Source organism: Mycolicibacterium brisbanense (assembly GCF_001570425.1).
GTDB lineage: Bacteria > Actinomycetota > Actinomycetes > Mycobacteriales > Mycobacteriaceae > Mycobacterium > Mycobacterium brisbanense.
This window is the reverse complement of record NZ_BCSX01000011.1, coordinates 56,475-81,224: the sequence shown is the minus strand read 5'-3', so window position 1 is coordinate 81,224 and position 24,750 is coordinate 56,475. Positions and strand designations below refer to the sequence as shown.

Below are 24,750 nucleotides of genomic sequence, written 5' to 3'. Positions count from 1 at the left end.
CGTTGATTCGCGTCAGCGCTCAACGGTGTCCGACACCCCGACCCCAACCAGATCGGAGTGCCATGCTCGCCGTATTGGTCGCTCACGCGGTAGCCACCGCGCTTGCGCCCCTTCTGGTCGCCAGATGGGGCCGAGCGGCGTTCTATCCCCTCGCCCTCGTGCCGCTCGGATCGCTCGTGTGGGTGGCAATGAACTGGCCCAGCCACGACCGGGTGCCCACCCTGCACATCCCGTGGGTCCCCGAATTGTCGATGGACATCACGCTGCGCTTCGACTCGCTCTCGGCGATCATGAGCGTGCTGGTGCTGGCCATCGGCGCTCTCGTCCTCTTCTATTGCGGCGAGTACTTCCACCATCACGACGGACGTATCGAGAAGCGCCTGCCCAGCTTCGCCGCCGAGCTGGTCGCGTTCTCCGGAGCCATGTTCGGGCTCGTGGTCAGCGACAACATGCTGGTGCTCTACATCTTCTGGGAAACCACCACGGTGCTGTCGTTCCTACTCGTCGGCCACTACGCCGAACGCGCCACCAGCCGCCGCGCGGCGACCCAGGCCTTACTGGTGACGACCTTCGGTGGGTTGGCCATGCTGGTCGGCATCGTGGTGCTCGGCCACCTGGCGGGCACCTACCTGTTGTCCGAGCTGATCGCGTCCCCGCCCGGCGGCACAGCGACCGCGATCGGCGTGGCGCTCATTCTCGTCGGCGCGCTGTCCAAATCCGCGATCGTCCCGCTGCACTTCTGGCTCCCCGGCGCGATGGCGGCTCCGACCCCCGTCAGCGCATATCTGCATGCCGCCGCGATGGTCAAGGCCGGTGTCTATCTCGTGGCGCGGATGACGCCGGGGTTCGCCGACACGCCGCTGTGGCGGCCGATGGTCATCGGTCTCGGTCTGCTCACCATGCTGCTGGCCGGCTGGCGGGCCGTGCGTGAATACGACCTCAAGTTGATCCTCGCGTTCGGCACGGTCAGCCAGCTGGGCTTGATCACCGTCATGGTCGGGGCAGGCGGCAGCGACATGATGCTCGCCGGTCTGGCGATGCTGTGCGCGCACGCGATGTTCAAGGCCGCGCTGTTCATGGTGGTCGGCGTGATCGACCACGCCACCGGCACCCGCGACATCCGCAGGCTCGCAGGGCTCGGACGACACAACCGCCCGCTGTTCACCATCGCGGTTGGCGCGACCGCGAGCATGGCCGCGCTGCCGCCGTTCTTCGGGTTCGTCGCCAAGGAGGCCGACCTGGAGACCGTGCTGCACAGCCCGGCACTGGGCTCGGCGGCCCCGTGGGTGCTGACCGGCATCGTGGTGGGCTCGGTGTTCACCACCATCTACAGCCTGCGATTCCTGTGGGGTGCGTTCGCCGCCAAAGGCCTGCCGCAGCCGAGCACCCGGGTCGCCGAAATGCATCATCCGTCAACCAGTTTCCTCACCGCGCCGGCCATCCTCGCGACCGCGGGTCTGGCTTTCGGGCTGTGGCCTGCCGGCATGGATGCGGTACTCGACGACTATGCCAACACCATGCCGGGCGGCTCGGGTTATCACCTGGCGCTCTGGCACGGGTTGGGCCTGCCGCTGCTGCTGTCGGCGGTGGTCCTCGCCGCCGGTACCGCCGCGTTCTTCGGCCGGAACCGGTTGCCGCGCGCGAAGTCCGGCTTCCTGCCGCTGGGCAACGCCGACCGCATGTACGACGCGGTGATCCGCGGATTGGACATCCTGGCGGTCCGGCTGACCGCCTTGACGCAACGCGGCTCGCTGCCCGCCACCCAGTCGGTGATCCTCTCGACGCTCGTGCTGGTGCCCATCATCATGCTGGCCTTGGGCGCCAGGGACCGTCCGAACTTCGAGCTGTGGGATTCGCCGATACAGGTCGTCGTCGGGGTGCTGATGCTCGCCGCCGCGCTCGGCGCCGTGGTGATGCGGAATCGACTGGCCGCAGTCTTGCTGATCGGCGTGACCGGCTACGGCTGCGGCGCGATCTTCGCGTTTCACGGCGCACCCGATTTGGCCTTGACCCAATTCCTGGTCGAGACACTGGTTTTGGTGATTTTCCTGTTGGTGCTGCGGACCCTGCCCGCCGAGGCGGACCGCACCAACATCAACCGCCACCGGTTGCCGCGCGCGCTTCTGGCGCTGGCGGTCGGCGCCGCGGTGACCACCCTGGCGGTGTACGCGATGGCGGCCCGTTCCGGCGTCGGCATCGCCGCGCTGCTGCCGGACGCCGCCTACTACCGGGGGCATGGCTCCAACACCGTCAACGTGCTGCTGGTCGACATCCGCGCCTGGGACACCATGGGCGAGATCATGGTGCTGCTGGTGGCGGCGACGGGCGTCGCGTCCCTGGTGTTCCGGCACCGTCGGTTCGGCGCGGCACCGCGGGTCAGCCAGGCCGTCGGTCAGCCCGACATCGGGCCCATCGCCGCGTACAGCCCGGCCGCAGGTGACATCACGTGGCTGCGCGGCAGCGAACTGCGTGACCCGCGGCACCGGTCGCTGGTGCTCGAGGTCGCGACGCGCGTCATCTTCCCGCTGATCATGATGTTGTCGGCCTACTTCTTCTTCGCCGGCCACAACCACCCGGGCGGTGGTTTCGCCGGTGGGCTGACCGCGGGCCTCGCGCTGGTCCTGCGGTATCTGGCCGGCGGGCGCTACGAACTCGGCGAGACACTGCCGCTGGATGCCGGGAAGATTCTGGGCACCGGACTGGCGCTGTCGGCCACCACGGCGATCACCTCGGTGGCCCTCGGCGCACCAGCGTTGTCGTCGGCCGTGGTTCAGCTCGACCTGCCGGTGTTCGGTCACGTCAAGCTGGTCACCGCGCTGTTCTTCGACCTCGGCGTTTATTTGATCGTCGTCGGCCTGGTGCTCGATGTGCTGCGCAGCCTGGGCGCGCGCGTGGACACCGAGATGGCGGAGGCGGCCGGGCTGTCCAAGGCGGTGACGCGATGACGACGTTCCTGGTTCCCCTGCTGCTCATCGGCGGCCTCACCAGCACCGGGGTCTACCTGCTGCTCGAACGCAACCTCACCCGAATGCTCTTGGGCCTGTTGCTGATCGGCAACGCCGTCAACCTGCTGATGCTCACTGTCGGCGGCCCGTCGGGCAATCCGCCGATCCGCGGCAACACCAGCGACGGTGCCACTACGACGGCGGACCCGCTCGCGCAGGGCATGATCCTGACCGCGATCGTCATCAGCATGGGCATCGCGGCGTTCGTGCTGGCGCTGGCGTACCGGTCCTACCGGATAACCACTGTCGAAGAGGTCAGCAACGACCCGGAGGACACGCGGGTGTCGCAGCAGTCCGGCACAGAAGACGAGGCGGAAGACATCCCCCAACCAACGGCCAGTCGCGATACCGATGCCCCCGACGAGCTGGACGCACTGCCCGGTTTCGAGGGGTCCAAGTGAGCGCCCAAAGTCTGATCCCGCTGCCGGTGCTGATCCCGGCGCTCGGCGCGGCCGCCACGCTGGTGGCCGGTCGCCGTCCCCGGTTGCAGCGGATCATCACGCAGGTGGCACTGGCGACGGTGGTCGCGGTGTGCGCGTCGCTGCTCTATCTGGCCGACCGCGACGGCACGCTCGTGCTGCATGTCGGCGGCTGGGCGCAGAGCGTGCCGGGAATGGGACCGCTTGGCATCACGCTGGTGGTCGACCGGCTCTCGGCGCTGATGCTGGTGGTGTCGTCGATCGTGCTGCTTGCGGTGGTGGTGTACGCCATCGGGCAGGGTATCCGCGACGGCGACGAACGCCAGCCGGTGTCCATCTTCATGCCCACCTATCTGGTGCTGTCTGCCGGTGTGTGCACCGCGTTCCTGGCCGGTGACCTGTTCAATCTGTTCGTCGGATTCGAAGTGCTGCTGGCCGCCAGCTTCGTGCTGCTGACCATCGGTGCCAGCCCCGATCGGGTCCGGGCAGGCATCTCGTACGTGATGGTGTCGATGGTGTCGTCGCTGATCTTCCTGGTCGGCATCGCGCTGGTCTACGCCGCCACCGGCACCCTCAACCTGGCCGAGCTGGCGCTGCGGCTCGACGGGATATCGACCGGCACGCGCGACGCGCTGTTCGCCGTCCTGTTGGTGGCGTTCGGGATCAAGGCCGCGGTGTTCCCGCTGTCGGCCTGGCTGCCCGACTCCTACCCCACCGCGCCGGCGCCCGTCACGGCCGTGTTCGCCGGGTTGCTGACGAAAGTCGGTGTGTACGCCATCATCCGGGCGCACTCGCTGCTGTTCCCCGGCGGCGGGCTCGATTCGGTGCTGCTGGTGGCGGGGCTGCTGACGATGGTGATCGGCATACTCGGCGCCATCGCGCAGAGCGACATCAAGCGGCTGCTGTCCTTCACGCTCGTCAGTCACATCGGCTACATGGTGTTCGGGGTCGCGCTCGGCAATCAGCTGGGAATGTCCGGGGCCATCTATTACGTCGCGCACCACATCGTCGTGCAGACGACGTTGTTCCTGGTAGTCGGTCTCATCGAGCGACAGGCCGGGGCGTCGACGCTACAGCGGCTGGGCGGTTTGGCCGCGGCCAGCCCGGTGCTGGCCTTCGTGTTCGTCGTGCCCGCCCTCAATCTCGGTGGGATCCCGCCGTTCTCGGGTTTCATCGGCAAGATCGCGCTGCTGGAGGCCGGCGCCCAGAACGGGTCGACACTGGCCTGGATCCTCGTGGCCGGCGCCGTCATCACGAGCCTTCTGACGCTCTACGTCGTGGCCCGGGTGTGGACCAAAGCGTTCTGGCGGTCCCGGGCCGACGCGCCCGAGGGGCATCTGGCAGCGGCCGCCCCCTCGGTGTTGCTGGACGACATCGAGGACATCGAGTTCGCCGACCGGGACAGCGTGGGGCGCATGCCGATCGGGATGTTGGTGCCGACGGGTGCGCTGATCGCGGTGGGGCTGACGCTGACCGTCGCTGCCGGACCGATCTTCTCCTACGCCGAGCGATCGGCCGCCGAGGTGCTCGACCGGGGTCAGTACATTTCGGCTGTACTCGGAGGTACGAACCGATGAGACACCCACTGCTACGACTTTGGATCCTGTGTTTCCTGATCCTGGTCTGGTGCCTGCTATGGGGGCACTTCTCGATCGCCAACATGGTGAGCGGGCTGGTGGTGGCGCTGGTGATCACGCTGCTGCTGCCACTGCCCGCCGTGCCGGTCGAAGGCCGGCTGCATCCCCTGTCGCTGCTGAAACTCAATGTGCTGGTGGGTTATTACCTCGTGCTGTCCTCGGTGCAGGTGGCCTGGCTGGCGATCCGGCCCGGACCGCCACCGCTGGTCGCCGTGCTGCGGGCGCATCTGGCGCTCAAGTCGGATCTGGTGCTGGCCCTGGCGGTCAACATCTTCAACCTGATCCCGGGCTCGATCGTGCTGGAGATCGACCAGTCGCGCCGGATGCTCTATCTGCACGTGATCGACGTGGGTTCGGAACGGTCGGTGCACCGGTTCTACCGTCAGGTCGAGCAGGTCGAGCGGATGCTGATCGCGGCCTTCGAACGCGATGAGGATTGGCGGCCGGCGGCGGAGCAGGGGGTGGGCCGCGCATGACGACCGTCTGGATCATTGCCGCGGTGATGCTCTCGGCCGCCGCAGCAACCACCATGTTCCGGTTGCTGGCCGGTCCGACCACGCTGGACCGCCTCCTGGCCCTCGACACCCTGGTCGCGGTGACGATGTGTGCGATCGGCACCTGGGCAGCGTTCAGCCTGGACAGCACGGTGACCTACAGCCTGACGGCGTTGGCGTTGATCACCTTTGTCGGGTCGGTGAGCGTGGCGCGGTTCCGCGTGCGCGACACGGACAAGCCCCGGAACGGGCGGGAGGTGTCGTGAACGTCCTCGACATCGTCACCGCGATCCTCATCCTGGGTGGCTCGACCCTGGCGTTGACCGCCGCGATCGGCGTGGTCCGGTTCCCGGACACGCTGTCGCGCATGCACGCCGCGAGCAAGCCGCAGGTGCTCGGGCTGCTTCTGGTGCTGGCCGGCGCCGCCATTCGACTGCGGGGCAATGCCGACGTCGGCATGCTGATCCTGACGGGGCTGTTCACCTTGATCACGGCGCCGGTGGTGGCCAACCGGGTCGGGCAACTCGCCTACCGCGAGCAGAACATCCGCGACGACCTGCTCACCCGTGACGACTTGCGTGACTCAGCGAGTTGAGCTACTTACCTAGGTCGTCGGCTTGCCACACTCGGGGCAGAAATGGTCCTCAGGACGGTGCGGCGCTCCACACGAGGGACAGAAGTTATGGCCGCCTTCGATCGGCGTTGCGCCGAGCGGCGCACTTCCGTCGCTACCCGGTTGCGCCATCCCAGGAGAACCTCCGATGCCGGCACCTTGGGGTTGGGCCATCCTGCTTGAAACGTCTGTCTGACGCCCGACCACCACGGATTGGTGCCGCCGTCGGCGCAGGATCATGAAGATGAGGGTCCCGGCCGCTGCCAATACCAGTACGGCGCCGCCCACGATGTACCACAGCACACCCGACCTGCCGTGTGCGGGAGCCGAGAGGCTGACCACCTGGACGTTGTTCTTCGCGAGAAAGGCATGCAGCTGCGCCGCATCGGTGATGAAGTTGAATGGCTGGGTCTCGCCTTCCCCGGGCGACTCATCGTTCAAGCCGACGATCTGGCCGCGTTCGTCGATGGTCGGTCCACCGGACATGCCTGCCGACATCGGGGCACTGATCTCGGTGACCTGAACGCCTTGCGCGTCCACCTGGGTGCCGCTGACAGTGCCTGTCTTGAAACTCGGCTGGGGCAGACGGTTCGGATCGGCGATCGTGTCGCTGACGCTGCCCGGGAAACCGATCGCGGTCACCGAGGCGCCAACCGGAGGAGACACCGACGCCACCGGTAGGGCCTTTAGCGGCTTGAGACCGCTGACCTTCAACAACGCGTTGTCGCCGTTGTTCATCGGCTGGAAATCAGTCACCTGCACCGTGGTCCACTGGGTGATCTGGCGATCGTTGACACCTTCGGGCTGGATCACCTGCACGTTGCGTTGTATCGGTGTGCCCATGTTCTTGCCCTCGATCGGCCACTCCTCATTGACCGCGGTGTCGACCATCTTGCTGACATCGGCATCGGACGGCTGACCGAACATGCCAGAGGTGAACAGCGTCCGGTAGACGCCCGCTTTGATGCTGGGGTTGGCGGGGTCGACGCAGTGACCGGCGGTGACGATGAAACCCGCCGGGTCCACCACCGCGCCGCTGCAGGTAAAGAACGTCTTCATTTCCTGCGACCAGGTCGATTGATTGTTGTCCATGTACTTGGCCGGGACATTGACCCAGCCGTCCCACTCGATCTGGATATAGATCAGGCTGTCTTTGACCTTGGCATCCAGGGCGCTGTCGTCGGCGTGTGCGATCGGAGCTGTGAACATCACCGCAGCAGCAGCACTGGCAAGCCAGCCGACATACGTTGCCATCGTTGTTCTGACCATCATCACTCCCGCGTTGACTGGGCGTCTTCAACCCGTACAGGGGGAAGGCCGCCGTTCTGCCGTACAACAAGCAAAGGCGTTAACCCAGGTCGCAACTAAGGGCCGAAAGTCCTCTGAGATTGGGCCGATAGCCACGGCAATTATTTGCTACGGCAGGGAAATTGCGCGCTGAGACCAAGGCCTTGCACCAAGGAACACGCGGCCTGCTCTGCTGCACTACGAGGACTTCGCGGAGAAGTTCGGGAACACTGGACACAGTGAGCAGAACTGACGACGACACCTGGGACATCAACGAGAGCGTGGGTGCGACGGCGCTGGGCGTGGCCATGGCGCGGGCCCACGAGACCGCGTCCGAAACTCCGCTGTTCCTCGACCCGTACGCGCAGATGTTCCTCGATGCCGCCGCCGAGCGGGGTTGGGTGCCGCCGCAGGGGGCGATGGCCGAGCGGATCCGGACCATCGGCGACTACGCCGCGGCGCGGACAAAGTGGTTCGACGAGTTCTTCATCGCCGCGGGGGCCAGCGGCATACAGCAGGCCGTGATCCTGGCGGCCGGCCTCGATGCCCGGGCCTGGCGACTGCCATGGGTGGGCGACAGCGTGGTCTACGAGATCGACCAACCGAAGGTGCTGCAGTTCAAAGCCGAGGTCTTGGAGTCACACCATGCCCGGCCCGCCGCGGCGCTGGTGGCCGTCCCGGTCGACCTCCGTCGGGACTGGCCGACCGCGCTGCGTCAGGCGGGGTTCGATCCGGCGCAACCCACCGCGTGGTCGGTCGAGGGTCTGCTGCCTTATCTGCCCGCCACCGCGCAGGATCTGCTGTTCGAGCGCATCACCGAGTTGTCGGCGCGCGACAGCCGTATCGCCGTCGAGGGTTTCAGCGCCGACTTCTTCACCGAGGACTACCTGGCCCGCCGCCAGGCGCGGCTGCAGCAGCTCCGTGAGCAGGCCGGCCAAACGGGCCACGACATGCCCGACCCGGCCCAGCTCTGGTACCTCGAAGAGCGGGCCGATGTGGAGACGTGGCTGCACGACCACTGCTGGCAAGTCTCGTCGGTCCCGGCCGACGAACTGATGGCCCGCTATCACCGGGCACCGCTCGACGACGCCGACGACGGGAAAGTGCCGTCGGTGTTCGTCGAGGGCGTCTTGGACGAGCGTCCCGAGGGCTGAGAGGCCCGGAGTTACTTCGGCGTGGCCTTGACCGTCGGGGCGGCGAACGAGGTTTCAGGCGCCGTGGGCGGCGTGGTCATGGTGACGGTGGCGCCGAGCTTCATGGCGACCTGATCGGTGGTTCCGCCCACGGTGGCCGGGGTGCCGTCGATCGCGGTGATCACACCCATCACGGCCATGGCGCCCAGACCGGCGACCGCCGCCAACTTCTTTACGCGGTGGCGCGGCTTGTCTGGCTGGTACATCTGTTCTCCTCTGGCAAACGAGCGTTTCGGGCTTCCCGACCGGAGCCCAAATGGTGACAGGGCTTCGATGAGAGAACGCTGATAAAACCCACCGTGAACTTTGCTCTCAGCAAACTGTCAGCCACCATGCAGATCGTGGACATGTGATAGTGACTCAACATCCGGCCAGGCCCGTCAGCGCCGCGACCCCGGCGCACACTCTGGTGGCAACTGGGCCCAAACTGTCTGGATGACGTCACGCGCCGCTACGCGCGGTCTGCAGCTGCGGCCCCGCGGCTGGGGCATCGCGACCCGGTCGGCCATCGTCGCGGCCACCGTCGTGCTGGTGGTGCACGTCGTCGCCGGAGCCGCGTTGGTCGCGCTGCTGGGCCACTTCCTGATCTCCGAGGTCGACGACGCCGCAGCGGCCCGCCTGCACGACATCGTCAGCGGGCTGCGCTCCGAGCCGCCCAACGAGTTCGACAGCGCTCTGTTGGACACCGACCAGCGGATCATCGCGATCCAGGTGATCTCGGACAACGACACCGTCGTCTACCGTTCGACCGACGCCCCCTCGACCCCGCTGGTCCCGATCGGCGGCATCGGCAAGACGCCGACTCAGATGTCGGACAACGCCACTCCGGACAACGACCTGCGCATCGTCGGGGAACGTGTACACACCTCCAGCGGCCACTACACGGTGTTGGTGGCAGGCAGCAGCGAGGTCGCCGAGACCACAGTCCAGACGGTCGCGTTCTTGCTTTGCGGCGCAGCACCTTTGGTGATCACCGTGGTCGCCATGGCCACGTATCTGTTGGTCAAGCGGTCGCTGAGGTCGGTCGACGCCATCCGCGCCCGAGTCTCCGACATCAGCACCTCGGATCTCTCCGAGCGCGTCCCGATGCCGGAGAGCCACGACGAGATCGCAGCCCTGGCCGACACCATGAACGCCATGCTGGCCCGCCTCGAGATGGGCCACAACGCGCAGCGCCAGTTCGTCGGCGACGCGTCGCACGAACTGCGTAGCCCACTGACCACGATCATCTCGGCGCTCGATGTCGCGCAGTCGCACCCTGAATTGCTCGATCAGGACATGATCGAGCAGACGCTGATCCCCGAAGCCCAGCGCATGCAGCTGCTCATCGACGATCTTCTGCTCTTGGCCCGCGCCGACGAGCGGGGGCTGAAGCTACGCAGGGAGGACGTCGATCTGGAGGCCATCGCCATCGCCGAGGCCGACCGGCTGTGTCGCGAAACCACTCTCGCTATCCACCGTGACATCACGCCGGCACACCTGCGCGGTGATTCCCGGGCACTGCTGCGGTTGTTGCGCAATCTCACCGACAATGCGGCCCGCCATGCTGAATCACGCATCGACATCACCCTCAGTGAGCACGACGGCTGCATCCTGCTCGCGGTCGCCGACGACGGGCCGGGAATTCCTGCGAAAGACCGGCTCCGGGTGTTCGACCGGTTCGTAAGGTTGGACTCCGACCGGTCCCGCAGCGGCGGCGGCACCGGCCTCGGACTCTCGATCGTCGCCGAAATCGTTGCGGCACATGACGGCAGCATCAACATGACCGATCGACCCGGCGGCGGGACCGCCGTGCGCGTTCAGTTTCCGTCGGGTACTTCGCCGGATTCCAACCGGTAACCCACGCCGCGCACGGTGCCGATCGTGTTGGTGCCGAAGGGCGCATCGATCTTCCGGCGGACATACCGCACATATACCTCGACGACGTTGTGCGGCCCGGAATAGTGGGCGTCCCATACGTTGCGGAGGATGTCAGACTTGGTGACGACGGTGTCCTTGTTGCGCATCAAGTACTCGAGCAGGCCGAATTCCCTGCGCGTCAACTCGATTGGGACGCCGTCGCGGGATACGGTCTTGCGGGCGGGGTCCAGCGACAACGTCCCCGCCGTCATGACCACCGGGCGCTCCGGGGCACAGCGACGCTGCAGGGCACGCAGCCGCGCGGCCAGCACGTTGAACTTGAACGGTTTGGTGAGATAGTCGTCGGCGCCGAGGTCCAGGGCGTCGGTCTCGTCGAATTCACCGTCCTTGGCGGTCAGCATCAACACCGGGGTCCACACCTGCTCGGCCCTGATGCGGCGCAGCACCTCGTACCCGCTCATCCCGGGCAACATGATGTCGAGCACGATGACGTCGAAATCGTCTTCGACCGCGTGATGCACAGCGTCGACACCATTGTCGACGGCAACCACCACCCAGCCTTCTGCCCGCAGCCCCAAGCTCAGTGTCTTGGTGAGCCGTGGCTCGTCGTCGACGATCAAAACCCGCATCTCGGCGTCAATCCTGCTACTCGGATAGTTGAAACTCCACCATGGCCGTCACCGTGTCGACGGCTTCGCTCAGCGCGTCCAGTCGCGCCGCGGCGCTCGGTGCGCACAGCACCGAATACCGGTCGGCCTGCCCCATCGGCACCCGGGCGGCCAGCGCGTAGAGCGGATCGATCGGGTCGGCGGCGGCGGCGGTGACGATGTCGCGGCTGTGGAACGCGACGCCCCGCGCCTCGCCGATCAGATCGAACAGTGCCACCATGCGGTCCTGCACATCGGTGAGCAACGACGCGTCGGCGGTGCCCGGTTCATCGTCCCAGACTTCGATCTCAGCCCGTGGGTACGGATCGTCGTCCAGCCAGCGCAGCACCCGAATACGTTCGGCCATAACGCATCTGAGCCGGTAGCGGTCCACGCCGAAGTTCTGGCAGTCGACGATCCGGGCAAGCGCACCGACGTCGCATCGCTGGTCACCCCCGCCGACCTCGCGCCCGGCCGAGATCAGTACGACGCCGAAGGCAGGCTCGGTCATGGCCATGCAATCGCTCACCAGCGCGACGTAGCGGGGCTCGAAGATGCGCAGCGGCAATTCTTCACCCGGCAGCATCGCCATCTCGAGGGGAAACATCGGTGTCGCGGTCACGGGTCAGCCGGGAACTTTCTTGTTGATCGCCTGCACCACCGTGGCGCCGGGATCGGCGAGCACGCACATCGCCCCGATGAAACTCACCCACAGGAACGGATTCTTCTTCAGCCCCGGGTAGCCGTTGTCGCCGAGCAGTTGGACCATGCCCATCTTCGTCGGGTCGTCGAATGCCGAGTACTCGTCGCACGTGGTGGACATGCCGTTCGGAGGCGGCGTGCTGGCAGCGCTGGTGCCGGGGGTCACCTCGGGCGGCAACGGGTTGGCGGTCGGCGTCGGGCGCGGCCGTGACGTCGTGGTCGTGGCCGTGGTCGTCGTGATCCCGGTCTGGTCCGGGTCTGCCATCGGTGCGCCTGCAGTGACCTCGGTGCAGCCGGCGAGACAGATGGCCGCAGTGGCAATCACAGCCGTCATCGAACGCTGCATCAGCTCACCCTATAGCTCAAGCTCGCCGATCAGGGCATCCACGACCTCACGCAGGTCGCCGTCGTTCTCCTCAGCGACCCGGCGCTGTCGTTGATACGACGCCCCCGAGTGGTAGATGTCGGCGACCGCGGCCAATTCGTCACTGCACTTCAGGGTTTTGGCCACCGGCTCCAGCCGGTTGAGTAGCTCGTCGAGATCATCGGTGACCAGCCGCTCATTGCTGTCGGCATCGAGAATGATGACCGCGTCGAGGCCGTAGCGCGCTGCGCGCCACTTGTTTTCCTGCACATGCCACGGCGGCATGGTCGGCAATAACTCGCCCGCGTCGAGGCGACGGTCCAGGTCGACGATCAGGCAATGCGTCAGCGCCACCAGCGCGCTGAGCTCGCGGATGTTGGAGACGCCGTCGAATATCCGTACCTCCACGGTGCCCAGCTGAGGCGACGGCCTGATGTCCCAACGGATTTCGTTGAGGTGGTCGATGATGCCGGTCTTCTTCTGGTCGTGCACGAAGCCCTCGAATTCGGGCCACGACTGGAATTGGAACGGCAGGCCTGCGGTCGGCAACTGCTGGAACATCATCGCCCGGTTGCTGGCGTATCCGGTGTCCTCCCCTTCCCAGAACGGGGAGGACGCCGACAGCGCCAGCAGGTGCGGATACTGGTTGAGCAGTGACGAGATGATCGGCATCACCTTGTGCGCCGACGAGATACCGACGTGCACATGGACGCCCCAGATCAGCATCTGGCGGCCCCACCATTGCGTCCGCTTGATCAGCTCTGCGTAGCGCGGAGCGTCGGTGAGCTGCTGCGTCGACCACTTCGCGAACGGATGTGTACCCGCGCAGAACAACTCCATGCCGCGCGACTCGACGATCCGTCGCACGGACCCGAGGGTGCCGCGCAGATCGTCCATCGCCTCCGCGGTGGTCTCGCATACCCCGGTGACGATCTCGACGGTGTTGCGCAGCAACTCCTTGTGGACGTGCGGGTTGTCGCCGAGGTCGGCGATCACCGCAGCGGCCTCGTTGCTCAGTTCCCGGCTGCCGGCGTCGACGAGAGCAAACTCCCATTCCACCCCGAGTGTGGGACGGGGCGAGCCGGCAAAATCGATGCGGCTGTTAGCCGGTACCGATGACACCGCAGGCCACGCGCTTACCAGCGTCGCCGGTGGCCATGGTGGCCTCATCGGGGCCTGGTGCACCACCGTTGATCTGCTGGTAGCGCTCCGGCGGGATGTTGGCGAAGTTGTCGGACTTCTCGTGGATGATGATGGCCGTCTTGCCGCCGCCCTGCAGGTCGGCAGCGGTGAAGGCGTCGGTGGTGGTCACGAGCTTGCCCGAACCGTCGGCACGTACCTGCAGCGAGCTCAGGTCGCCACTGGCGGGGTGCGCGGTGTGCCCGGCCACCTGGAAATGTCCACCTGCGGAGTTGAAGTCGCCAGGGGCGCCACCGGTGGGGGCCACGGAGTTGGCCTCACACTTGCCCACCGAGTGGATGTGCAGGCCGTGGAATCCGGGGGCCAGCTTCCCGGGTGCGGTGGTCTCGACGGTGACGGTGGCGAAGCCGTCGGCGAACTGGAATTCCGCGGTGGCCACGGACGTACCGTCGGCGGTCTTCAGGTCTGCTGTCAGGGTCTCGCCCGCGCTCTGCGTGCCGGTGGCGCCGGTGTTCCCGTGCCCGCTGCCGTGCTCACCGGGTGCGGCCGACGGAGACGGCGATCCGGTCCAGATGGACGGAGTGGTACCCGGCGTGTCGGACGGCACCTGACCAGGCGGGCTGCAGGCGCTCAGCGCGACAACGGGGGCGGCGAACAGGACAGCGACACTGACGGGCTTCAGCATGGGCCAAAGCCTAGCCGGTGACCACCACGATCACGCCCGGTGGTTGCTCGTTGAGTTCAGCGCGTCGAGGTTCGACCGGGGCGGCGAGCAATTTGCCCACCTCATCAGCGGCTTCCTTCTCTCCGGGGGTATCACCGAAGAACACTGTCGTGCCGGTGACACCGTCCAGCGTGAGGTTGCCGGTCTCGGTGACATGCCAGTGCGCCTCGCGCAACCGGTTGGCCGTGCCTTCTGCCGCACCGGGGACATCGGAGACGTTGTACACCCGAACATCGGTCTTGGCAGGATCCGGCGCGGCTTTGGCGGCGGTGGACGTGGCGGTGGTCGTCGTGGTCGTCGCCGAGGACACGGTGGAGCTGTCGCCCGAGGAGTCGTCGCCGGAACCGATCGCCTGGAATCCGACCAACAGGAAAACCACCCCGAGGAACAGCAGCACCATCACCATGGCACGCAGGGGTAGCCCGGAGGATTCTCGCTGATTCATCGGGTCCACTGTATCGAGCGAATCGCCCGACCCGTCACCGGCGCAGGCCTACGTGACGTCGAAGCCGAGCCGCCGCGCGGCCCGGGCCTTCTGCCGACTGGCCCTCAACCGGCGCAGCCGCTTGACCAGCATGGGGTCGGCGGCCAATGCCTCCGGGCGGTCCACCAGTGCGTTGAGCACCTGGTAGTACCGCGTTGCCGACATGGAGAACAGCTCTTTGATCGCGTCTTCCTTGCTGCCCGCGTACTTCCACCATTGGCGTTCGAAGGCCAAAATATCGTGTTCGCGTCGGGTGAGCCCGTCGGTCAGATCAGAGTCATCTCCGGATCGCTCAGTCCGCGCCATGGCGCCGTCCATATTGCTCCCTTGGACCCTTCCGACACTCGAGAAATGACATCGCTGTGGTTCGGCGATTATTCAACCACGGCTTGCTGGCTTGGCGTGACACATAAGCCCGCGAGTCGGGTGGCAAGCATTTCCGCCTAAGCTTCCCCCGTGGCTGTCGTACCGATTCGCATTGTCGGAGATCCCGTGTTGCATACGCCGACCGAGCCGGTACCTGTAGGGCCGGACGGTTCACTGCCGGCTGATCTCGCCGAGTTGATCCAGACGATGTACGACACGATGGACGCCGCCAACGGGGTTGGCTTGGCCGCCAACCAGATCGGCGTCTCCAAGCGGTTGTTCGTCTACGACTGCGCCGACACACGCACGCGCACCAACCGCCGCCGGGGCGTGATCATCAACCCGGTGCTCGAGACATCCGAGATTCCCGAGACCATGCCCGACCCGGACAACGACGACGAGGGTTGTCTGTCTGTGCCGGGTGAGCAATTCCCCACCGGCCGCGCCGAGTGGGCCCGCGTCACAGGACTGGATGCAGAGGGCAACTCCATCACATTGGAGGGCACCGATTTGTTTGCCCGCATGCTGCAGCACGAGACCGGCCACCTCGACGGATTCCTCTACATCGACAAGCTCGTGGGCCGTCACGCGCGCGCCGCCAAACGTGCGGTGAAGCGCAACCATTGGGGCGTGCCGGGCCTGTCCTGGATGCCCGGCGAGGATGCCGACCCGTTCGGGCACTGATGCCAGCGGTGCTGCCGACGCCGGGCACGCGGGTCAGCCTGCGCTACCGCCTGCCTGAGGGTTCGGCCAAACCGCTGACCGACGTCGTCGGGCATGTGGAGCAGATCGAGCCGACCGTGCTGGTGCGCACCAAATCCGGCGAGCTCGTCGACATCGACCCCGGCGACATCGTGAGCGTGCGGGAGCTGTCGTACGCCCCGGTCCGCGGGTCACAGATCCGGGCCGTGGAGCACGCGGCGGCGCTGGCGTGGCCGGGCACGGAGCAACACTGGCACCGCGGGTGGTTCCTGCGGGCCGGCGGCGGCGTCACCAGCCGCGCCAATTCAGCTGTCCCACTGGATATGTCGGCTCAGATCGCCGACCTCCCCGCGATCGTGGCCTGGTATCGCGAGCGGGACCTGCCGCCCTGGCTGGCGCTACCGGAGCGGCTGCTGCCGATCCGGACTCCCGGCGTCAAGGCCACTCGGGTCATGGTGCGCGCCATCGACACGCCGGCCCCGGCGCCACCGGCCGTCGCGCTGGCCCCGCGGCCCGATGCCGCGTGGCTGGCGGGCTATCGGCGTGAGGTACCCGTCGACGTCCTGACGGCCGTCGTCGACGGCGAGTTGACTTTCGCGTCCGTGGCGGGCCGGGCGGTCGGCCGCGGGGCGGTCACCCCTGCCCCGGACGGCACCCGATGGCTCGGCATCTCGTCGATCCGGACGGCCGACGGCAGCCGCAGGCAGGGTCACGCCCGGGCCCTGTGCCAAGCGCTGATCGCGTGGGGCGGCACTGCGGGGGCGCAACACGCCTACGTGCAGGTCGAGGTCGACAACGACCCAGCCATCGCGCTGTACACCTCGATGGGCTTCCGGCTGCACCACCACGGCCACTATGTCGACGCCCGTACGCTCTAACCTCATGCGCCTGGCCACTTGGAACGTCAACTCCATCCGCACCCGTGTCGACCGCGTCACCGACTGGTTGTCCCGTGCGGACGTCGACGTGCTGGCGATGCAGGAGACCAAGTGCACCGACGAGCAGTTCCCCACCATGCCGTTCGCCGCGCTCGGATACGAGGTTGCCCACGTCGGCCTCAACCAGTGGAACGGGGTGGCCATCGCGTCGCGAGTCGGCCTCGATGACGTGCAGGTCGGCTTCGACGGACAGCCAACCTGGAGCAGCAAGCCCGAAGAGGAGGCGACCGCCGAGGCCCGCGCACTGGGTGCGACGTGCGGCGGTGTGCGGGTGTGGAGTCTGTATGTGCCCAACGGCCGTACCCTGGCCGACCCGCATTACACCTACAAGCTGGATTGGCTTGCCGCCCTCCGCGATACCGCGGCGGGTTGGTTGCGTGACGACCCGCAGATGCCGATCGCACTGGTCGGCGACTGGAACATCGCTCCCACCGACGAGGATGTCTGGGACATGACCAGATTCGACGGCAGCACGCATGTCTCCGCGCCCGAGCGGGCCGCCTTCCAGGCCATCAACGACGCCCAATTCACCGACGTGGTGCGGCCTTTCACGCCGGGCCCGGGAATCTACACGTACTGGGATTACACCCAGCTGGCTTTCCAGAAGCGCCGCGGCATGCGCATCGATTTCATCCTCGGCTCCCCCGCCCTGGCCGCGCGCGTCACCCATGCCGAGATCGTGAAGGACGAGCGGCGTCCCAAGAAGGGCACCACCGCGCCGAGCGACCACGCCCCGGTCGTCGTCGACCTGGAGTGAGCGGTCCCCGTTGACTCCGCGCCCAAGGCGTAGAAGTGCGAGTGAGCGGCACCGCTGACGCAGAATCACCGCGACGCCGGCAGGCTGCGGACGGTTAGCATTGGCGCGACGGGAGGGGCAGATGACCAACAGGTGGAGCGCGGTGTCCACATCGCCGACCTTGCCCGTGCACCACGCGCCTGCCGACGGCCTCACCGCCTCGGATCTGTTCACCCCGCAGGCCGCCGCGACGGTCACGCTCGACGAAAAGCTCCGCCGGGCCTACTTCTGGCTGATCAACAAGGCCGTCATCTCCCCGTTCTACGACGTCGAATTCGGCTCGGACACCACGGTCAACTATCCGCTCGGCGATGCCGGCGCCGCGCTGAGCCTGCCCAAACAGCCGGCCTATTCATCCAATGTCCTTGTGCCCCTTCTGACTTTCGCCGTCGGCGGCAGGTGCCTGCTGATCGGCGGCCCCGGCCGCGGCAAGACCACCCTTGCCGTGTTGATGGGTGTCCTGGCCGGCTCGGCGCCCGCCGACGTGCGCCGCCACGTCCAGCAGGGCCAACCCCAGATGACGGTCGGTGACCTGGTCGGGATTCCACTGCCGCGTGATCTGGTGCAGGCCGCGAGCCTTGCCGAGATCACCATCGCCTGGAAGAGCTGGCTCACCGCTCCGGTCAAGATCATCGACGAGTACAACCGGATTCCGACCAAGACGCAGTCCGCACTGCTGACCATGGTCGCCGAGGGCTATGTCGAAAGTCACGACCAGATGCACGTCACCGCACCCGAAAACGGGGTGCAGAGCTGGTTTTTCACCGCCAACGACGACGGTGGTGGTGGCACCTTCCCGGTGATCCAGGCGCTGCGTGACCGGATCGATGTGACGGTGCAGGCCTTCGGATTCAACAGCCGGTTCCTCGACGAGCTGGTAACCCGCGTCGAGGCCGGCGACCGCCCGGAGGACAACGTGCCTGCCGAATTGGTGTTCACCGCCGCCGAGCAGGCCGCCATGGTCGACGCGATCCGCGCGATCCCGGTGCCCACCGAGGTGCGCCGCCGTCTGGAGTTCTTCGTCAGCCACTTCGAGTTCGTCCAGCACGGCGGCCGCCGTTTCGAATACCGCACCAAGGACGTGGTGGCCACCGCCGGTCTTGAGGTCGAGCAGATCATCGACGCCAACTCGGGTGCCGATCTGCAGGTCGATCTCGGCGCACAGACCGTCAACGGGGTGTCGGTGCGCTCGCTGCAGAACCTGGTGCTCTACGCCAAGGCATTGGCCTGGTTCCGGGGCAACGACACCGTCACACTTGAGGACGTGCGGGCGATGGTGCCGTTCGCCTTGCGCGGCAAGCTGTTACCGAACCCTGCGCATCCGAGGTTCGACACCGGCTCGGACCGCGAGCTGGCATCGGACCCGGCGAGCTGGCTGATCGATCTGTTCGACGCCTCGTGCCGGCAATACCTCGCGCTGGCCCGCGATGACGAAGACCCGGTCGCCGAACTGCTCGCCCAGTTCGGCCGTGGCCTCGACGGCGTGGACGCGCTCGAGGTGTCTCGGCGACTCACATCCCTCGAGGCCAGGATCTCGGCGATCTCGGGTATCGGCAAAATATATGGCCGGGATTTCGATGATCTGGTCGCACTCAAGTATCTCTACCAACGGTATTCGAACTACCTGCACTGGCTGGAGAGCGGCCGGTGATAGCCCGCGCCTACCACCAGGTGAACCTCGACGTACCCGCGGCGGCGGAGCTTCCGACGGTGCCGGGGCTCGACCTCGCACTGTCGGCCGTCAACGTCGCCCGCTTCGGCGGCGACCCGCACCGCTACCGATCTGCGCTGCAAGGCATCTCGTTGCCGTCCGACGCGATGGTGAACGTCGCGGCAGTCGCCGCCTGGCGCTGCGGGGTGCTCGGTATCCGCGCCGATGCCCTGGCCCGATTACCGCTACTGCCAATCGATGTCGCGGCCTCGGTGCTGGGTCTGCCGGTCGATGCGGTCGTACCCTTCACCAATGGGCAGGCGGTCGACCGGTTCTACTGGCCGTTGCGCCCGCAGGGCCAGTTGATCGCCCGGATCGGCGGTTTCACCGGCTTGGGCGGCATGTGGGACCATCCGCCCACCGATCCGGCACCGTACGGCCAAGGCCGGTGGGTGGTCAGCGTCGGCGGTCACCGCAAGCAGATCGACGCCGATGTGTTCGGCCACGTGGTGTCCTCCGAACTCACGGGCACCCCGGTGGACGACGGACCCCGGACGGCACAGCTGGTGGTGCGTCCCAACTCGTACCTGGCCGAGATCTGGCCGGCATGACCGGCCGGGCACCGACCGACACCGAATTGGTGGCCTGGCGGGCCGCACTGGAGCTGTGGGGTGTGCAGCTGCATCTACCGAACATGGTGCGCGACAGTGCAACCGGAACCTTCGCGTGGTTCTCCTTCCCGCCGTCGATCTCGATCGACGTCGATGAACTGGCCCGCCACGGCGCCGCACGCCATCTGGTCAGCGTCTTCGCCCATGAGATCGGCCATCACGTGCTGTCCCCCAGCACCCGCATCGTGTCGTTCAAGCTGCTGCAGCAGATGGCCCGGGCCATCGTGGCGAGCGATCCACGCCGGGCCATCCCCGTCAACAAGACAGCGCAGAAGCTGTCCAACCTGTGGTCGGACATGCTCATCAACGATCGGGTGGTGCGGATGCAGCGCAGACGCCACCCTGGTGCCGAGCCGGACATGATCGCGTTGTGGCGCACCCTCGCAGCCAGGGACCCGGTGTCGAACGCATTCTGGTGGGTGCTCATGCGAACCTATGAGCTGCTGTGGTCGCTGCCGTCGAACACGTTGTGCCCCAATGATCCTCCCGTAGTACCGGAAGCAGCGCGGGAAGAGGCGCGAGCCCGCCAGCAGATCGACCCAGCAACGCTCGATGTCTCGATGGTCCGCGAGGATCTCCGGGAGAAGGAACGTGCCCACCGGGCCGCAGCGCTGCGGGTGCGGGCGCTGCAGGACGAACTGCTACTCAGCCAGCCCGTGCAACCGGTTGCCGATGCCGAATACCTCGCCAAGGCGATCCGCACGTTCGGGGCCGACCCGGTGGGCGGTGCGCTGACCTTCGGCATGGTGCTGGTGCCCTACCTGGTACTGGAATCCGTGACCTCGGGTGAGGCCGACCCGTCCGGCGGTGGCTGCGCGGAAGTGGACGGATCGCCCGCAACCGCAGCCGAACTCGCCGAGGTGCTGGCCGATCCGCGGCTCACCGAAACCCCGGTACACCCCGCGGCCGACGCCGTCGGCGTCCCGATGCAGGATCCTGCGCCGGGCCAACAATACGGTGTCGCAGAGACTTTGGCCCTGTTCGCGGGCTCCGACCCCAACGCGGTGATGCTCGCCTGGTACGAGGCGCAGGCCCGGCCGTGGGTTTCTCCGCTGCTGCAACAAGGCCATGGCGCCACCGCTGTCAGCATCCCGGGCCCGCTGGAAACGTGGGAGCTCGACGACGAAGTCGCCGACATCGACTGGCCGGCAACGCTTGCCGTGAACCCGGTGGTGGTGCCCGGGGTGACGACGCGGCGGCGCACGCATCTGCCCGACGACCCGTCTCCCACCACCGAAGCCGTCACGCTGGACCTGTACATCGACTCGTCGGGCTCGATGCCGAAGCCCGGACGCGGCTCGCCCGCGGTGCTCGCCGGCATGATCCTGGTGCTTTCCGTGCTCAAAGGCGGTGGGCGGGTGCGGGTCACGTCGTGGTCGGGCCGGGGCCAGGTGGCAGGCGACAGCGTGTTCACCCGCGACCGGATGGAGATCATGCGCCGGCTGACCACGTTCTTCAGCGGCGGCACCTCGTTTCCCCTCGACCTGCTCGCCGAGCGGTACCCGCCCGGCGACAGGCCCTCTGACGAGTTGCGGCACCTGGTGGTGTTGTCCGATGACGGCCTGGCATCGCTGTTCGGCGAAGGACAAGAGCAGTACGCCGGGGTGGCGGCAGCTGTGCGGCGCCAACTCGACACCGCCACACTGCTGGTGCAGGACCGGTCCCGCACGATCGCCGGGCCGGCCGCCGAGGCCGGTTATGCCGTCGATTACCTGGACACCATGTCCGACGCCCCCGCGGTCTGCTCCCGGCTGGCCGCTCACATCGCCGCGTATCGCCGGACGGTGTTGCATGGCTGAGCAATTGGCGAACTGGTTCGCCGAAGGGTTGGACGAGCAGGCGGTATGGTCGCGGCTGCGGCCCGGCCCGCCGGTCGACGAGGTCGCCGCGCGGCTGGCCAGCACGCCGCAGCCGTTTCTCGCCGACACCGTCGATGTGGTGGCCCTCGCGTGCGACGTGTTCAACAACACCGGATGTGCGGCGGCGGCTCAGCGCATCGCCGAGCGGGGCACACCGGCCGCCCGGCGGGGTGCCGCGATCGGTTTGTGGCTGTTCGCGAGTGCGGACCTGATCGGCCCGTTCAGCGTGCCGCTGGACGAGCGCATGGCCGGACGGGCCCTGTTGGCCTTGGCTTTTCGGGTGGCGCCGCTGGTGGACCCGGGCCGCTGGCTCAGCGATGCGGAGCGCCGCGACGAGGTGGTGCGCACGTTCCTGTTGTGGGATGGTCTGCTGCCGCACGGAGAGGACGTCGCGCAGGCGCGGTCCCTGTTCGAGATGCGTGATTCGGTGCGGCGCGAAGGCGCGCTGGCGCAAGCCCTGGCTGACCACGAACACCGCATGGCCGTGCAACGCCGCCTGGCCGACGCGCAGGCCAAAGAAGCTGCGGCACGGTACAACAGTGAGTGACGATCCGCTGCGGCTCGACGACTACGTCCCGTTCGGACAGGTGGCCCTGACCGATGAAGAGCGCTGGCCCGGGCTGTCCGCGACCGGGCGGCAGCGGTTGGCGGAGCTGGAACACCATCGTCTGGCACCGGCGTGGTGTCACCGCACGGGACACCGGTTGCGCCCCGACCAGCAGCAGGCGGCTGTTCACCAACTGCCCCTTGATGATTGGCTGCCGCAGCATCTCGCGTTGGCCCGCACGCTGCCGGCCTACCGCCACCACAGCGGGCCGCTGGACGACCTGACCGATTTCCCGCTGATCGGCCGCGAGGATCTGGCCGGGGACATCGCGGCGTTCGTCCCTCCCGGTGCCGACCTGAGCCGCATGCTGCACGGTACGAGTTCGGGCAGCACGGGTGCGGCATTGGTGATGCCCGACGACCCCGACGAGCTGGCTCGCGGGTTTCATTGGCTGCGCAGTCTGGTCGGCGCGCACTGGGAACCTGACCGGCATCGGCTCGGGTTGGTGCAGACCGTTTTTCAGCGTCAGGCATTCACGTACAAATCGGTGCTCCCAGGGTTCGGTGAGGCGATGATGGCCCGGCTCAACCTGCATCCCGGCACATGGGCGGGCGGGCGCACGCAGCGCGACGGATTTCTGCGGCATACCGATCCGCAGGTGATCAGTGGGACACCCACGGCACTGGAGGTGCTGCTCGAACCACAGCTCGCACAGACACTGCGACCGCTGGCATTGATCTCAGGGGCGATGACGTTGACCGCGCCGTTGCGGCGTGCGCTTGAGGCTGCCTACGACTGTCCGGTGCTGGACATCTACGGCTTGCACGAGACCCGGCCCATCGCAGTCAGCGACGACGGCGGCCCGTTCACCGTCGCCGAGCGCCGCGTGCACGTCGAGGTGCTGGCGGGCGAGATCGTCGTGACATGCGGCGAGAACCAGTTCCTGCCCCTGGTGCGGTATCGCACGGGAGACTACGCACGGCTGGTCACGCACCGCGGCCGCCCGGCGCTGGCCGACCTGGAAGGCAGGGAGGCAACGGTTTTCGTCTCCGCGACCGGCGACGCGGTGCCCTGCGTCGACCTCACCCAGCAGTTGCAGGCCGCCGGCGCCCGCGGGTGGAGCGTCGAACAGGATGCGGCAGGCCACATCTCGGCGGTGATCGCATCCGGTGACCGCCAGCGGGTCGCCGACGCACTGGCCCTGTTGCTGGGACGCCCGGTCGAGGTGACCCGGGTGGCGACCCTGGCCGAGCTGGGGCCGGGCAAGCCGCGGCGCTACGCCTCGGCTACTTCGCCGACGGCATCGCGCGTCGACTCCGGCCGATGAGGAGTCATACCCCCGCGTAATACGCCGAGGGCGCCGAACGCCCCGGTGACACCGTCGGGTCTAGAGCCCCAGAGGCAGGAGGTCGGATTCGGGAGCACGTGTGTGAAACTGTATTCCCCTGGGCGACAACACTTGTTCTATTGCGTTCACCATGCCGCCCACCAGTCCTGATTCGCTGCCGAGCCGACCGTGCGCAATCGACAGATTCCGGGTGGCCAGCGGTTGACTTTGCTGATAGACCACGCTGCGAACCTGCGACAGCACATCCTCGGTGCATTGGGTGATACGGCCCTCGAGGACGATCAGAGCGGGATTGCAGAAGTTCACCAGATCGGCGACGACCTGCCCGATCAGGTTTGCGACTTCGCGCACGATATGCACGGTGGTCGGCTCTCCGTCTTTGAGCCACTCGATCATTTCCTCGGCGTCCACACTGACGCCTGCGGCATCCGAGACCTTCATAGCGATCGCATCGATCGAGGCGACCGCCTCGAGACAGCCGCGATTACCGCATCTGCACAACACATCACTTGTCGACCTGGTCCGCATGTGACCGATATCCGCGGCGGCTCCGTCGGCTCCGTGGAGTAGCAGGCCACTCTCACTGACGAAGCCTGCACCAACCCCCTTGTCGATGCTCACGAGCAACAGGGGCAGCTTGTCACCGCCATGCAGGCGTGCTTCGCCGAGTGCCATGGTGTTGACGTCGTTGTCGACGACGACATCGCAGTAGAACTCCTTGGCCATCGCGTTGCAGACCGCAAATCCGTCCCAGCCGGGCATGAGGGGCGGCCGCACTGCGTGGCCCAAGTGAGAGTCGACAGGTCCGGGCAGGCCGACGGAAATGGCCAGTGCGTCACCCCGTGAGCGCCCATTTCGTTCCATCAGCGCGACGAATTCCGCGGCAATCCGCGAGAGGAGTTCCTGTGGACCGACGCTCACAGGCATCGGGACGAGACAGCGGTCGACCTCGTTCTTGTCCAAAGTTGCTATGGCAAGCCATGTTTCGTCGACACCCACCACCGCGATGAGCACGACGCCGCGGCGTGCGCTGACGCGGAAGGTCTGGGCGGGCCGTCCCCGGGTGTGACTGCCTCCCATACCGGCATCATCGACCAAGCCTGCTTCCATGAGCACCTCAAGGTGGGTGTCGATGGTCGAACGGGCCAGGCCCGTCGACTTGACGATGTCGCGTCGGCTTGCCACACCGCAATCGGCGATCATGCGCGCGATCGTGCTCCGGGCAGCATGAGCGTCCGGCGCGAGCGTGCGGTCCGCCTTGAGAAGCTGCACTTCGGTCCAAAGAGAGCCCATAACGCCACAC

The 24,750-nt window shown here is 67.0% G+C and carries 27 protein-coding genes; 17 read left to right on the top strand and 10 right to left on the bottom strand.

The genetic code is table 11. The features are described from left to right. Positions 1 to 62 precede the first annotated feature (62 nt). The 6 genes from RMCB_RS04625 to mnhG are packed head-to-tail and all read left to right on the top strand — an operon-like array spanning position 63 to position 6,150. Positions 63 to 2,945, top strand: coding sequence for a Na+/H+ antiporter subunit A (locus RMCB_RS04625; protein WP_062827837.1), 2,883 nt, complete (start codon positions 63 to 65; stop codon positions 2,943 to 2,945). Next, complete coding sequence (locus tag RMCB_RS04620; RefSeq protein ID WP_029370035.1) at positions 2,942 to 3,406, top strand: Na(+)/H(+) antiporter subunit C; 465 nt, start codon at positions 2,942 to 2,944, stop codon at positions 3,404 to 3,406. Before RMCB_RS04625 ends, RMCB_RS04620 begins: the two co-directional genes overlap by 4 nt. Beyond that, positions 3,403 to 5,001 (top strand): Na+/H+ antiporter subunit D, encoded by a 1,599-nt coding sequence (locus RMCB_RS04615; protein WP_062827836.1) that lies wholly within the window; start codon positions 3,403 to 3,405, stop codon positions 4,999 to 5,001. The genes RMCB_RS04620 and RMCB_RS04615 overlap by 4 nt, the downstream gene beginning before the upstream one ends. Continuing rightward, on the top strand, positions 4,998 to 5,537 hold the full coding sequence (locus RMCB_RS04610; protein WP_062827835.1) for a Na+/H+ antiporter subunit E: 540 nt from the start codon (positions 4,998 to 5,000) through the stop codon (positions 5,535 to 5,537). Before RMCB_RS04615 ends, RMCB_RS04610 begins: the two co-directional genes overlap by 4 nt. Continuing rightward, complete coding sequence (locus RMCB_RS04605) at positions 5,534 to 5,821, top strand: monovalent cation/H+ antiporter complex subunit F (RefSeq protein WP_062827834.1); 288 nt, start codon at positions 5,534 to 5,536, stop codon at positions 5,819 to 5,821. The genes RMCB_RS04610 and RMCB_RS04605 overlap by 4 nt, the downstream gene beginning before the upstream one ends. Then, positions 5,818 to 6,150, top strand: a complete 333-nt coding sequence (gene mnhG, locus RMCB_RS04600) for a monovalent cation/H(+) antiporter subunit G (protein WP_062827833.1) — start codon at positions 5,818 to 5,820, stop codon at positions 6,148 to 6,150. The genes RMCB_RS04605 and mnhG overlap by 4 nt, the downstream gene beginning before the upstream one ends. Positions 6,151 to 6,159: 9 nt before the next feature. On the opposite strand, the gene RMCB_RS04595 is transcribed toward mnhG, so the two are convergent. Next, positions 6,160 to 7,422: a trypsin-like peptidase domain-containing protein gene (locus RMCB_RS04595; protein ID WP_165606250.1), complete on the bottom strand. Its 1,263-nt coding sequence runs from the start codon at positions 7,420 to 7,422 to the stop codon at positions 6,160 to 6,162. Positions 7,423 to 7,694: 272 nt separating this feature from the next. On the opposite strand from RMCB_RS04595, the gene RMCB_RS04590 reads away from it, so the two are divergent. Beyond that, the gene (locus RMCB_RS04590; protein WP_062827831.1) at positions 7,695 to 8,609 is read left to right on the top strand and encodes an SAM-dependent methyltransferase; all 915 of its coding nucleotides are present in this window, start codon (positions 7,695 to 7,697) and stop codon (positions 8,607 to 8,609) included. Positions 8,610 to 8,620: 11 nt separating this feature from the next. Here the strand turns inward: RMCB_RS04590 and RMCB_RS04585 are convergent, their stop codons facing one another. Next, positions 8,621 to 8,854: a hypothetical protein gene (locus tag RMCB_RS04585; protein WP_062827830.1), complete on the bottom strand. Its 234-nt coding sequence runs from the start codon at positions 8,852 to 8,854 to the stop codon at positions 8,621 to 8,623. A 229-nt stretch (positions 8,855 to 9,083) separates the two neighbouring features. On the opposite strand from RMCB_RS04585, the gene RMCB_RS04580 reads away from it, so the two are divergent. Further along, positions 9,084 to 10,487 carry an ATP-binding protein gene (locus RMCB_RS04580; RefSeq protein ID WP_062827829.1) on the top strand — a complete coding sequence of 468 codons (1,404 nt, stop codon included), beginning with the start codon at positions 9,084 to 9,086 and terminating at the stop codon, positions 10,485 to 10,487. On the opposite strand, the gene RMCB_RS04575 is transcribed toward RMCB_RS04580, so the two are convergent. The 7 genes from RMCB_RS04575 to RMCB_RS04545 are packed head-to-tail and all read right to left on the bottom strand — an operon-like array spanning position 10,448 to position 14,887. Next, positions 10,448 to 11,137, bottom strand: coding sequence for a response regulator transcription factor (locus tag RMCB_RS04575; protein WP_062827828.1), 690 nt, complete (start codon positions 11,135 to 11,137; stop codon positions 10,448 to 10,450). The genes RMCB_RS04580 and RMCB_RS04575 overlap by 40 nt on opposite strands. Before the next feature lie 16 nt (positions 11,138 to 11,153). Further along, on the bottom strand, positions 11,154 to 11,762 hold the full coding sequence (locus tag RMCB_RS04570) for an LON peptidase substrate-binding domain-containing protein (protein ID WP_062827927.1): 609 nt from the start codon (positions 11,760 to 11,762) through the stop codon (positions 11,154 to 11,156). Positions 11,763 to 11,780: 18 nt separating this feature from the next. Beyond that, positions 11,781 to 12,191 (bottom strand): hypothetical protein, encoded by a 411-nt coding sequence (locus RMCB_RS04565; protein WP_234791989.1) that lies wholly within the window; start codon positions 12,189 to 12,191, stop codon positions 11,781 to 11,783. 21 nt (positions 12,192 to 12,212) lie between these two features. Continuing rightward, positions 12,213 to 13,343 (bottom strand): glutamate--cysteine ligase, encoded by a 1,131-nt coding sequence (locus tag RMCB_RS04560; protein ID WP_029370045.1) that lies wholly within the window; start codon positions 13,341 to 13,343, stop codon positions 12,213 to 12,215. Beyond that, positions 13,324 to 14,046, bottom strand: coding sequence for a superoxide dismutase[Cu-Zn] (gene sodC, locus RMCB_RS04555; protein ID WP_029370046.1), 723 nt, complete (start codon positions 14,044 to 14,046; stop codon positions 13,324 to 13,326). The genes RMCB_RS04560 and sodC overlap by 20 nt, the downstream gene beginning before the upstream one ends. Before the next feature lie 10 nt (positions 14,047 to 14,056). Beyond that, on the bottom strand, positions 14,057 to 14,530 hold the full coding sequence (locus RMCB_RS04550) for a LytR C-terminal domain-containing protein (RefSeq protein WP_029370047.1): 474 nt from the start codon (positions 14,528 to 14,530) through the stop codon (positions 14,057 to 14,059). A gap of 48 nt (positions 14,531 to 14,578) precedes the next feature. Next, positions 14,579 to 14,887: a nucleoid-associated protein NapA gene (locus RMCB_RS04545; RefSeq protein ID WP_029370048.1), complete on the bottom strand. Its 309-nt coding sequence runs from the start codon at positions 14,885 to 14,887 to the stop codon at positions 14,579 to 14,581. Positions 14,888 to 15,025: 138 nt separating this feature from the next. Here RMCB_RS04545 and RMCB_RS04540 point away from each other — a divergent pair, with 138 nt between their 5' ends. The 8 genes from RMCB_RS04540 (at position 15,026) to RMCB_RS04505 (ending at position 23,426) form a co-directional block, all read left to right on the top strand. Next, the gene (locus RMCB_RS04540) at positions 15,026 to 15,619 is read left to right on the top strand and encodes a peptide deformylase (RefSeq protein ID WP_029370049.1); all 594 of its coding nucleotides are present in this window, start codon (positions 15,026 to 15,028) and stop codon (positions 15,617 to 15,619) included. After that, entirely contained in the window at positions 15,619 to 16,515 is an 897-nt protein-coding gene (locus RMCB_RS04535; protein ID WP_062827826.1) for an N-acetylglutamate synthase, CG3035 family, read from the top strand. The genes RMCB_RS04540 and RMCB_RS04535 overlap by 1 nt, the downstream gene beginning before the upstream one ends. A gap of 4 nt (positions 16,516 to 16,519) precedes the next feature. Next, positions 16,520 to 17,332: an exodeoxyribonuclease III gene (locus RMCB_RS04530; protein ID WP_062827825.1), complete on the top strand. Its 813-nt coding sequence runs from the start codon at positions 16,520 to 16,522 to the stop codon at positions 17,330 to 17,332. 121 nt (positions 17,333 to 17,453) lie between these two features. Then, entirely contained in the window at positions 17,454 to 19,022 is a 1,569-nt protein-coding gene (locus tag RMCB_RS04525; RefSeq protein ID WP_062827824.1) for an AAA family ATPase, read from the top strand. Then, positions 19,019 to 19,633, top strand: a complete 615-nt coding sequence (locus RMCB_RS04520; protein WP_062827823.1) for a hypothetical protein — start codon at positions 19,019 to 19,021, stop codon at positions 19,631 to 19,633. The genes RMCB_RS04525 and RMCB_RS04520 overlap by 4 nt, the downstream gene beginning before the upstream one ends. Further along, positions 19,630 to 21,492 carry a hypothetical protein gene (locus RMCB_RS04515; RefSeq protein ID WP_062827822.1) on the top strand — a complete coding sequence of 621 codons (1,863 nt, stop codon included), beginning with the start codon at positions 19,630 to 19,632 and terminating at the stop codon, positions 21,490 to 21,492. Before RMCB_RS04520 ends, RMCB_RS04515 begins: the two co-directional genes overlap by 4 nt. Beyond that, on the top strand, positions 21,485 to 22,099 hold the full coding sequence (locus tag RMCB_RS04510) for a hypothetical protein (RefSeq protein WP_062827821.1): 615 nt from the start codon (positions 21,485 to 21,487) through the stop codon (positions 22,097 to 22,099). Before RMCB_RS04515 ends, RMCB_RS04510 begins: the two co-directional genes overlap by 8 nt. Then, positions 22,092 to 23,426, top strand: a complete 1,335-nt coding sequence (locus RMCB_RS04505) for a phenylacetate--CoA ligase family protein (protein WP_062827820.1) — start codon at positions 22,092 to 22,094, stop codon at positions 23,424 to 23,426. The genes RMCB_RS04510 and RMCB_RS04505 overlap by 8 nt, the downstream gene beginning before the upstream one ends. A gap of 60 nt (positions 23,427 to 23,486) precedes the next feature. Here RMCB_RS04505 and RMCB_RS04500 read toward each other — a convergent pair whose 3' ends face one another. Next, a complete protein-coding gene (locus RMCB_RS04500; protein WP_407662107.1) occupies positions 23,487 to 24,614 on the bottom strand; it encodes an ROK family protein in 1,128 nt (375 codons plus the stop codon). Here RMCB_RS04500 and RMCB_RS36800 point away from each other — a divergent pair. Then, the gene (locus tag RMCB_RS36800) at positions 24,556 to 24,678 is read left to right on the top strand and encodes a hypothetical protein (protein WP_264028870.1); all 123 of its coding nucleotides are present in this window, start codon (positions 24,556 to 24,558) and stop codon (positions 24,676 to 24,678) included. The genes RMCB_RS04500 and RMCB_RS36800 overlap by 59 nt on opposite strands. Positions 24,679 to 24,750 lie beyond the last annotated feature (72 nt).

Coding starts and splice junctions, on each gene's coding strand:
- RMCB_RS04625 (WP_062827837.1), top strand. CDS start 63: ATGCTCGCCGTATTGGTCGCTCACGCGGTAGCCACCGCGCTTGCGCCC.
- RMCB_RS04620 (WP_029370035.1), top strand. CDS start 2,942: ATGACGACGTTCCTGGTTCCCCTGCTGCTCATCGGCGGCCTCACCAGC.
- RMCB_RS04610 (WP_062827835.1), top strand. CDS start 4,998: ATGAGACACCCACTGCTACGACTTTGGATCCTGTGTTTCCTGATCCTG.
- RMCB_RS04605 (WP_062827834.1), top strand. CDS start 5,534: ATGACGACCGTCTGGATCATTGCCGCGGTGATGCTCTCGGCCGCCGCA.
- RMCB_RS04595 (WP_165606250.1), bottom strand. CDS start 7,422: ATGGCAACGTATGTCGGCTGGCTTGCCAGTGCTGCTGCTGCGGTGATG.
- RMCB_RS04585 (WP_062827830.1), bottom strand. CDS start 8,854: ATGTACCAGCCAGACAAGCCGCGCCACCGCGTAAAGAAGTTGGCGGCG.
- RMCB_RS04580 (WP_062827829.1), top strand. CDS start 9,084: ATGACGTCACGCGCCGCTACGCGCGGTCTGCAGCTGCGGCCCCGCGGC.
- RMCB_RS04575 (WP_062827828.1), bottom strand. CDS start 11,137: ATGCGGGTTTTGATCGTCGACGACGAGCCACGGCTCACCAAGACACTG.
- RMCB_RS04570 (WP_062827927.1), bottom strand. CDS start 11,762: ATGTTTCCCCTCGAGATGGCGATGCTGCCGGGTGAAGAATTGCCGCTG.
- RMCB_RS04565 (WP_234791989.1), bottom strand. CDS start 12,191: ATGACGGCTGTGATTGCCACTGCGGCCATCTGTCTCGCCGGCTGCACC.
- sodC (WP_029370046.1), bottom strand. CDS start 14,046: ATGCTGAAGCCCGTCAGTGTCGCTGTCCTGTTCGCCGCCCCCGTTGTC.
- RMCB_RS04550 (WP_029370047.1), bottom strand. CDS start 14,530: ATGAATCAGCGAGAATCCTCCGGGCTACCCCTGCGTGCCATGGTGATG.
- RMCB_RS04545 (WP_029370048.1), bottom strand. CDS start 14,887: ATGGACGGCGCCATGGCGCGGACTGAGCGATCCGGAGATGACTCTGAT.
- RMCB_RS04535 (WP_062827826.1), top strand. CDS start 15,619: ATGCCAGCGGTGCTGCCGACGCCGGGCACGCGGGTCAGCCTGCGCTAC.
- RMCB_RS04530 (WP_062827825.1), top strand. CDS start 16,520: ATGCGCCTGGCCACTTGGAACGTCAACTCCATCCGCACCCGTGTCGAC.
- RMCB_RS04525 (WP_062827824.1), top strand. CDS start 17,454: ATGACCAACAGGTGGAGCGCGGTGTCCACATCGCCGACCTTGCCCGTG.
- RMCB_RS04515 (WP_062827822.1), top strand. CDS start 19,630: ATGACCGGCCGGGCACCGACCGACACCGAATTGGTGGCCTGGCGGGCC.
- RMCB_RS04510 (WP_062827821.1), top strand. CDS start 21,485: ATGGCTGAGCAATTGGCGAACTGGTTCGCCGAAGGGTTGGACGAGCAG.
- RMCB_RS36800 (WP_264028870.1), top strand. CDS start 24,556: ATGAGCACCTCAAGGTGGGTGTCGATGGTCGAACGGGCCAGGCCCGTC.